General features: G+C 68.6%; 7 protein-coding genes and 1 tRNA gene. 5 read left to right on the forward strand and 3 right to left on the reverse strand.

Annotated elements, in window-relative coordinates:
• The first annotated feature begins 18 nt into the window (after window positions 1-18).
• Both RIB98_19600 and RIB98_19605 read left to right on the forward strand, forming a co-directional pair.
• Complete coding sequence (locus RIB98_19600; GenBank protein ID MEQ8843188.1) at window positions 19-819, forward strand: hypothetical protein; 801 nt, start codon at window positions 19-21, stop codon at window positions 817-819.
• A gap of 38 nt (window positions 820-857) precedes the next feature.
• Entirely contained in the window at window positions 858-1,796 is a 939-nt protein-coding gene (locus RIB98_19605) for a peptidylprolyl isomerase (GenBank protein ID MEQ8843189.1), read from the forward strand.
• On the opposite strand, the gene RIB98_19610 is transcribed toward RIB98_19605, so the two are convergent.
• Window positions 1,793-2,428, reverse strand: coding sequence for a hypothetical protein (locus RIB98_19610; GenBank protein ID MEQ8843190.1), 636 nt, complete (start codon window positions 2,426-2,428; stop codon window positions 1,793-1,795). The genes RIB98_19605 and RIB98_19610 overlap by 4 nt on opposite strands.
• Window positions 2,429-2,467: 39 nt before the next feature.
• On the opposite strand from RIB98_19610, the gene aat reads away from it, so the two are divergent.
• The 3 genes from aat to RIB98_19625 all read left to right on the forward strand — a co-directional run bounded on the left by aat (window position 2,468) and on the right by RIB98_19625 (window position 4,161).
• Complete coding sequence (aat, locus tag RIB98_19615) at window positions 2,468-3,187, forward strand: leucyl/phenylalanyl-tRNA--protein transferase (protein MEQ8843191.1); 720 nt, start codon at window positions 2,468-2,470, stop codon at window positions 3,185-3,187.
• A 46-nt stretch (window positions 3,188-3,233) separates the two neighbouring features.
• The gene (locus RIB98_19620; GenBank protein ID MEQ8843192.1) at window positions 3,234-4,049 is read left to right on the forward strand and encodes a GGDEF domain-containing protein; all 816 of its coding nucleotides are present in this window, start codon (window positions 3,234-3,236) and stop codon (window positions 4,047-4,049) included.
• A 24-nt stretch (window positions 4,050-4,073) separates the two neighbouring features.
• Window positions 4,074-4,161: transfer RNA gene (locus tag RIB98_19625), tRNA-Ser, on the forward strand.
• A 224-nt stretch (window positions 4,162-4,385) separates the two neighbouring features.
• Here RIB98_19625 and RIB98_19630 read toward each other — a convergent pair.
• Together RIB98_19630 and RIB98_19635 are read right to left on the reverse strand one after the other, a co-directional pair.
• Window positions 4,386-5,441: an alanine/ornithine racemase family PLP-dependent enzyme gene (locus RIB98_19630; GenBank protein MEQ8843193.1), complete on the reverse strand. Its 1,056-nt coding sequence runs from the start codon at window positions 5,439-5,441 to the stop codon at window positions 4,386-4,388.
• Entirely contained in the window at window positions 5,438-6,571 is a 1,134-nt protein-coding gene (locus tag RIB98_19635) for a DUF1611 domain-containing protein (protein ID MEQ8843194.1), read from the reverse strand. The genes RIB98_19630 and RIB98_19635 overlap by 4 nt, the downstream gene beginning before the upstream one ends.
• Window positions 6,572-6,940: the final 369 nt, after the last annotated feature.

Here is a 6,940-nt window from a genome sequence, read left to right on the forward strand (position 1 = left end):
CCGGGTTAGGTTCCGGGGGTGGCCAACAAGCAGGAAACCAAGAAGCGTCGCGTTGCCGCGGCCAACCAGGCAGCCCGCCAACAGGCCGTGGCAGCCAAGGCCGAGCGCCGCAAACGGCTGCTGGTCGGCGGCGTCGTCGGCTTTCTCGCCCTCGCCCTGATCGCCCCGCTCACGGCCGGTCTCCTGGTGGGCGACGACGACGGCGACGAGTCGGCCCCCACCACCACGTTCGGCGGCATTCCGTGGGTGACCGACGGTGCCGCCGGCGCCGAACTCACCGGGCCGACCCCGTGTCCGGCCACCGACGGCACCGCCGAACGCACCACCGAGTTCGCGGAACCGCCGCCGATGTGCATCGAGGCCGGCGACGCCTTCGACCTCACGTTCGACACGGCCGCCGGGTCGTTCACCGTGCCCGTCGACAGCACCGTCAACGCCGAGGTCGCCAATCTCGCGGCGGTGCTGGGCTGGTACCGGGCCTACGAGCAGACACCGGTCGCTGCGGCCACCGGCGGCCTACTGCTGATCGGCAGTGCCGGCGATGCCGGATTCACGCTGCCCGTGGCGCCGCCGACCGACCCGATCGACGAGCTGTACCCGGTCGGGTCGGTGGTCGCCATCCCGGGCCTGGACGGTGGCATCACCGGCACCCTGGTGGTCGTGCTCGACGACGCCGGCGCCCAGCTGCTGCGGACCGACCCCCGCTACGTCCCGGTCGGCACGATCGACGATCTCACCGAACTCCAGACCGTGTACGACGCATCGGAGTCCGACGAGCTCCTGCTCATCGAGAGCGTCCTCGTCGAACCGGTCGCCTGACCACGCCTCGCTGAGCAACTTGGCTATCGTCTGACGCCGTGACGACCGACAAGCGAGCCCGCCAGAAGGCCAACCGTGCGACCCGCGTGGCGGCGGCCGAAGCGGCCGACGCCAAAGCCCGGATGCGCAGCCGGCTGATGACCTACGGCATCGGCGCGCTGGCCATCGTGGTGGCGATCATCGGCATCGCCGTGCTGACCTCCGACGACGACGACAACGCTGCCGACAACGATGACGCGGCGACGGCGACCGATCCCACCGACGCAGCCGACCCCACCGACACGCTCGACCCGCTGACCACGGCACCGGTGTTCGATCCCACCACGGTCGACTGGGTGTACCCCGAGTTCGACACGGAGATCAGCGACGACTGCCCGCCCGCCGACGGTTCGGCCGAGCGCACCATCGACTTCGAGGCCGCGCCGCCCACCTGCATCGACGTGACCAAGTCCTACACCGCGGTCTTCGACACCTCCGAGGGCGAGGTGACGGTCGAGCTCGACACCACCACCACGCCGGGCACGGTCAACAGCTTCGTGTACCTCGCCCGCTACGGCTACTACGACGGCACCACGATCTTCCGAACCGACCCGTCGATCGACATCATCCAGGGCGGGTCGCCCCACACCGAGTCGCCATCGGACCCCGGTCCCGGCTACACGATCGTCGACGAGCCGACGCTCAACATGACGACGGGCCAGCTCCGCGGTCCCTACTCCTACGAGGCCGGGCAGCTCGTCATGGCCCGCTCGCAGGGCCCCGACGCCTCGGGCGCCCAGTTCTTCTTCGTCACCGGCGAGAACGCCGCCGCGCTCGACGGTCAGGGCGTCTACATCGTGTTCGGCACCACCGACGACGCCGGCATCGACGTGCTCCAGTCGATCATCGGTCTGCACGAGGACGACCCCTCGAGCGGTCTCGGCGGGGCCCCGTCACGAGAGGTCACCGTCAACTCGGTGACCATCGTCGAGGCCTAGAACCCCTCGTCGGTCGGCGCCGCGACGGTCGGACGCCGCACCGTCGCGTCGATGAACGGACGCATCGGCGCGCTGAGCGTCGGCACGTCGAAGCGGTCGAGTTCGGTGATGACCAGCCCACGGGCCCGGATGTCGGCCGGCAGGTCGCGGTCGAGATGCAGCCCACCGGCGGCACGACGCATCGACCCACTCAGCGCCAGCATGCGGCCGATGTTGCCGCTACGACGCACCGGTTCCACGAAGTAGGCGTAGCCGTCGTCGGCCATCAGCGCGATGACGGTCCGGAGGAACCGGTCGAGGTTCTCCACGAGTGGAAGACGGATGAGCGACACGATCGAGTCGAAGGGGCCTTCGCCCGCTGCCTCGAGTTCATCGATACCCGTGTCGAGGCGGGTCACGCCCTCGGGGTCGCCGCGGCCGGTCCCCGCCCGCACGTCGCCGAGACGGTCGAGCATCACCACCGATTCCACCTCGGCCCCGAGGCGATAGGCATCGAGATGATCGGCCCAGCCACCGAGATCGAGCACCCGGCCCCTGGTGCGCGACGCCACCGACCGTCGGCGGCTGCGCAGGGCCGGAGCCAGCTCCATCGGCAGCGGATTCATCCAGGCCACGAGGGGCGTGCTCGCCATCCCTGCAACCTACGTCATCGATCCAAATAGATTGCAGGAGTGCCCGTCGAACCGCCTGCGACACCGTGGCATTTCCCGTCGGCCGACCAGCTCGACGAGGAGCCGGTCGACGAGTCCGGCCTGGTCGGGGTGGGCGCCGACACCGAACCGGGCACCGTCCTGGCCGCGTACCGCCACGGCATCTTCCCCATGCCGACCGACCCGCACGGACCGATGGGATGGTGGTCGCCCGACCCCCGCGGTGTGCTCCCGCTCGACGCGCTGCGGGTCAGCCGATCGCTGCGCCGCTCCTGTCGCGACTTCGAGATCCGCATCGACAACGACTTTCCGGCGGTGCTCGAGGCGTGCGCCGACCCCACTCGCCCCCACGGCTGGATCGACGACCGGATCCGCACCGTCTACCTCCGCCTCCACCGGATGGGATGGGTCCACAGCGTAGAGACGTGGCAGGACGACCGGCTCGTGGGCGGGCTCTACGGCGTGGCCATCGGCGGCCTGTTCGCCGGCGAGTCGATGTTCCATCGCGTCGCCGACGCCTCGAAGGTCGCCCTCGTCGCCCTGGTCGAGGCCCTGCGCGACACGGCCCTCAACGGTCACGAGCCGCGGTTGATCGACGTGCAGTGGCGAACCGACCATCTTGCGTCACTGGGCGTGCAGGAGTGGTCGCGACGGCATTATCTCGACGCGCTCCCCGTGGTCCTCGCGTCACCCGCTGCCGCCGTGTTCTCGGGCGCAGGACATAGCATTCCGGAAGCTTGATTCGAGGGGTCGAGTGGCCGATGGAGTTCGGATGAATGAGCAGCGCATGGGGTCTGGCAGTGACATCGCAACAGCAGTCGGTTTCCTCGGCCTGGGCACAGGGCTGCTCAGCGCGATGACCGGTCGCCGGAAGTTCGCCCTCCTCAGCGCCGGCGCCGCGGTGGCCGCCGCGCTCCTCGCTCGCCGTGACGCCGACGAAGCCCGCGACCTCGAACGCCGGGTCGCCTCGATGAACGAGCAGATCCGTCAGCTCGAGAACGCCGTCGCCGCCCAGGTCCAGGGCCGCATGACCGCCGAAGAAGCGGTCAAGAGCCTGAGCGGGCAGCTCTCCGAGGCCGAACGGCGCGCCGGCGATTCGTCCCGCGCTCCGATCGTGCTCGGCGACGACGGCACCAGCGAAGGGCTCACCGACCCCGACACCGGCCTGTTCAACCACGACTACTTCCTCGTCACCCTCGACAGTCGCATCGCGGCCGCTCGCCGTCACCTCCGCCCGGTCGCCGTGGCCCTGCTCGACGTGGTCGAAGGGCGCGAGGGCGACTCACGTCCGCCGGCCAATGCGCGCATGATCGCCAACGCGCTGCGCGAGACGCTGCGCGAATCCGACACCGCCACCCGCCTCGCCGACGGCCGCTTCGGCGTCGTCCTCGAGGACACGCCCGAGAACGGCGCGATCTGGACCATGGAACGCGTGCGTCGTCGCCTCGTCGAGGACAACCCCGACCTCACCCTGTGGGCCGGCGTGGCCTGCTACCCCGCCCACGCATTCGACGTCGGCGCCCTGATCGAACGGGCCGACGCCGCCCTCGTCTCGGCCCGCGAATGGCACCAGGACCGGATCGAAGTCGCCACCGCCGAGTGACCCGCGCCGCTACCCTTGTCGCCTGGAGGGATGGCAGAGCGGACGAATGCACTGGTCTTGAAAACCAGCGGGCTTCACGGCCCCGGGGGTTCGAATCCCCCTCCCTCCGCCATCGTTGTAATTTCAACAATGTTGTTCACAGGTGTGGACAACGCCAGATCGAGACCTCGACAGACAACTTGGCCGCGAACGCGCTCAGCGCAGCCGGGACGCTCGTTCGGGCGCTGACCGTCGTCGCCAGCCTTCTTGTCGCAGAAGGGCCGACAGAGTCTCGCCGACACACAAGTGGAAAAGCGTCCCCGCGGGGACGTTTTCGACGACCTCCGAGTGCAGACCTCAGCGACACCCGTGGTCGACGAAAGGTGAGGTCGTCGACCGCAGTAGGGCCGAGTAGCCCGGTGTGAACCGGATCTCGTCACCCGGCGTCATCCGATCTCGGGTCTGCACGATCAGGTGATCGCTGCTGGCGGCGAGGATGTCGACGCCGGCGGGCGGGGCGAGGTCGGTGGCGTCGGTGTCCTGGCGACCGATGGCGAGGATCGTCTGCCAGATGTCACCTCGGTCCTCGGCGGCCGGGGTCTCTCCGAAGGAGTTCTGACCGGCCCGGCCCCACGGCTTGGTCGGCTTGCGGGCCGACTCGATCACCTCGGCAACGAGAGTGAACGCATCGGTGTGCAGCCCGGGAAGGGGCTGTCGGTGCAGCGGCTCGCAGCCGAGGAGAATCGCTTCGCCGAGGCGTAGGTCGTTGATGCGGCCGGGCGCTTCGCCGCTGAGGGCCCAGACGAGGTTGGCCGAGTTGCCGCCCGACACGACGTCGATCTCGACGCCGAACGAGGCCTCGACCCCGTCGATCATGTCCGAGAGCTGGGCCATGTTCTCGACGCTCGGCTCGATGCCGTTGCGGCACGCCAGATTGGCGCCGATCCCCCGCAGCCGAAGCGACGGTCGATCGAGCACGTGACGGACGACCCCGTGCAGTTCGGCCGGCATCACGCCTTCGCGGAGGTCGCCGAGCTCCACCATGATCATCACGTCGTGGACACGCCCGGCCGCACGGGCGGACGCCGCCAGTGCCGAGAGCACCTCGGGCGAGGTGTTGACGCTCATCGCGCCGGTGGCGACCACACGATCGATCTGGCTGACCATCGGCGAGCGGAGCAACAGCATCGGGGCATCGATGCCGGCGCTACGCATTCGCTCGATGTTCTCGACACGGGAGTCGCCCAGCCCGTCCACACCGGACGCGACGAGCACACGGGCGAGCTCGGGCGAACCGAGCATCGCCTTGGTGACCGCCGTGACGGAGATGCCGCAGCGGGCAGCCCGGTCGACCAGCTCACGCGCGTTGTGACCGATCTTCTCGAGGTCGACCTCGAGTCGAGGGGCGCTCACCTCGCGGCGAGCGGTGCCGCCTCCTCGAGTTCGGGGAACGCGGCGAAGACCATGTCGACGAGCCGATCGGTGGGCCGGGTGAGCGCATCGGTGGCGGGGATACCCAGCTCGAGCTCGTACATCGTGATGGCGGCCGTGATCTCGGCGTCGGTCATGTCCTCGTGGTTGATGGTCAGACCGATCACCTTGGTGTCGGCAAACGTCTCGATCAGGTTGATCTCGCTGACCGGCGTCGGCATCGGGAAGGCCGGGAAGTCGCTGATCGTCCTCCGGGCGGGCGCGTGCTGGAGGATGACGCCGGCGGGACGACTGCCGCGCAGCACGGCGGTCGAGCTGAGGTAGGTCGGGTGGCTGAGCGCCCCCTGTCCCTCGACGATGATGACGTCGGGCGACTCTTCCTCGAATGCTTCGACCACGGCCGTCTCCAGCTCGCCCGTGACGAACTGGGCCGGGATCGCGTCGAGGGCCACACCGTGGCGGGCGCCCTGGATCAGGCTCGTCTGACCGGTGCCGACGAGCACGGCCTTCACGCCACGCTCGTTCAGGGCCCTGGTGAGAATGGTCGCCGTGGTGCGCTTGCCGATCGCGCCGTCGGTGCCGAGCACGGCGATCCGCGGACACGTCACGTCGAGGATGCGACCGGTGAACATGCGCAGGTCGACCTTGTCGCGGGGCCGGCGTACATCGGTGATCGCGACATCGTTGATCGCGGCAGCCGCGGCGAATTCGGGATCGTCGTTCAAGAACTCGTGAAGCCCGTTGATCAGGTTCATTCCCCGGCTCATCGCGTCGAGGAGCACGCCGCGTTCGTCAATCGAAAGCAGACCGCTGGTCGGTGCCACCCCCACGATGAAGAGCCCCGGAATCGGCGTGGCCTGCGCCATCGCGTCGTCGAGGTCACGGCACAACGGGATGCCGTTGGCCACGCCGTCGAGCACCATGCCCGTGTCACGGCCGGCAAGTTGGCTGTCGATCACCGACACGATCTCGTAGCGTTCGCTGTTGCGCACCAATCCGTTGGCGGTCTTGCCGTCGATCTGGCCGAAGTTTCCTTCGCAGTAGACGACCGCCCTCGGTCTCGAGATCGGCGCGGGCGCGTCGAACGAGCGGGAATGTGGGGAATCGGACATGTTGTCTCCTCGAGAAGGACTCAGAGGAGGCGAAAGGGAAATGTCCGGCCAGAAGAGCTGGCCTGATGTCGACGAGAAGACCCCACCAAGAAGTGGATTGCAGGGTGACCCTACCGGCCATGGGCCGAAAGAATCTCCCGTTGGGTCGTTGGGCCCTGTTCGCTCAGGTCTCGCGTTCTCGGTGTCGATGGACAGATTGACCAGTCGCTCGCCGAGCGGCGTCCTCACCACAATGGAGTCCAACAATGACCACCGCATACCAGTTCCTCAGCGCCTGGATCACCAGCCGTATCGATGACGAGCGTGGCGCGAGCCTCGTGGAGTACGCGCTCCTCGTCGCCCTCATCGCCGTCGTGTGCATCGCTGCCG

The organism is Acidimicrobiales bacterium (assembly GCA_040219515.1).
Taxonomy (GTDB): domain Bacteria; phylum Actinomycetota; class Acidimicrobiia; order Acidimicrobiales; family Aldehydirespiratoraceae; genus JAJRXC01.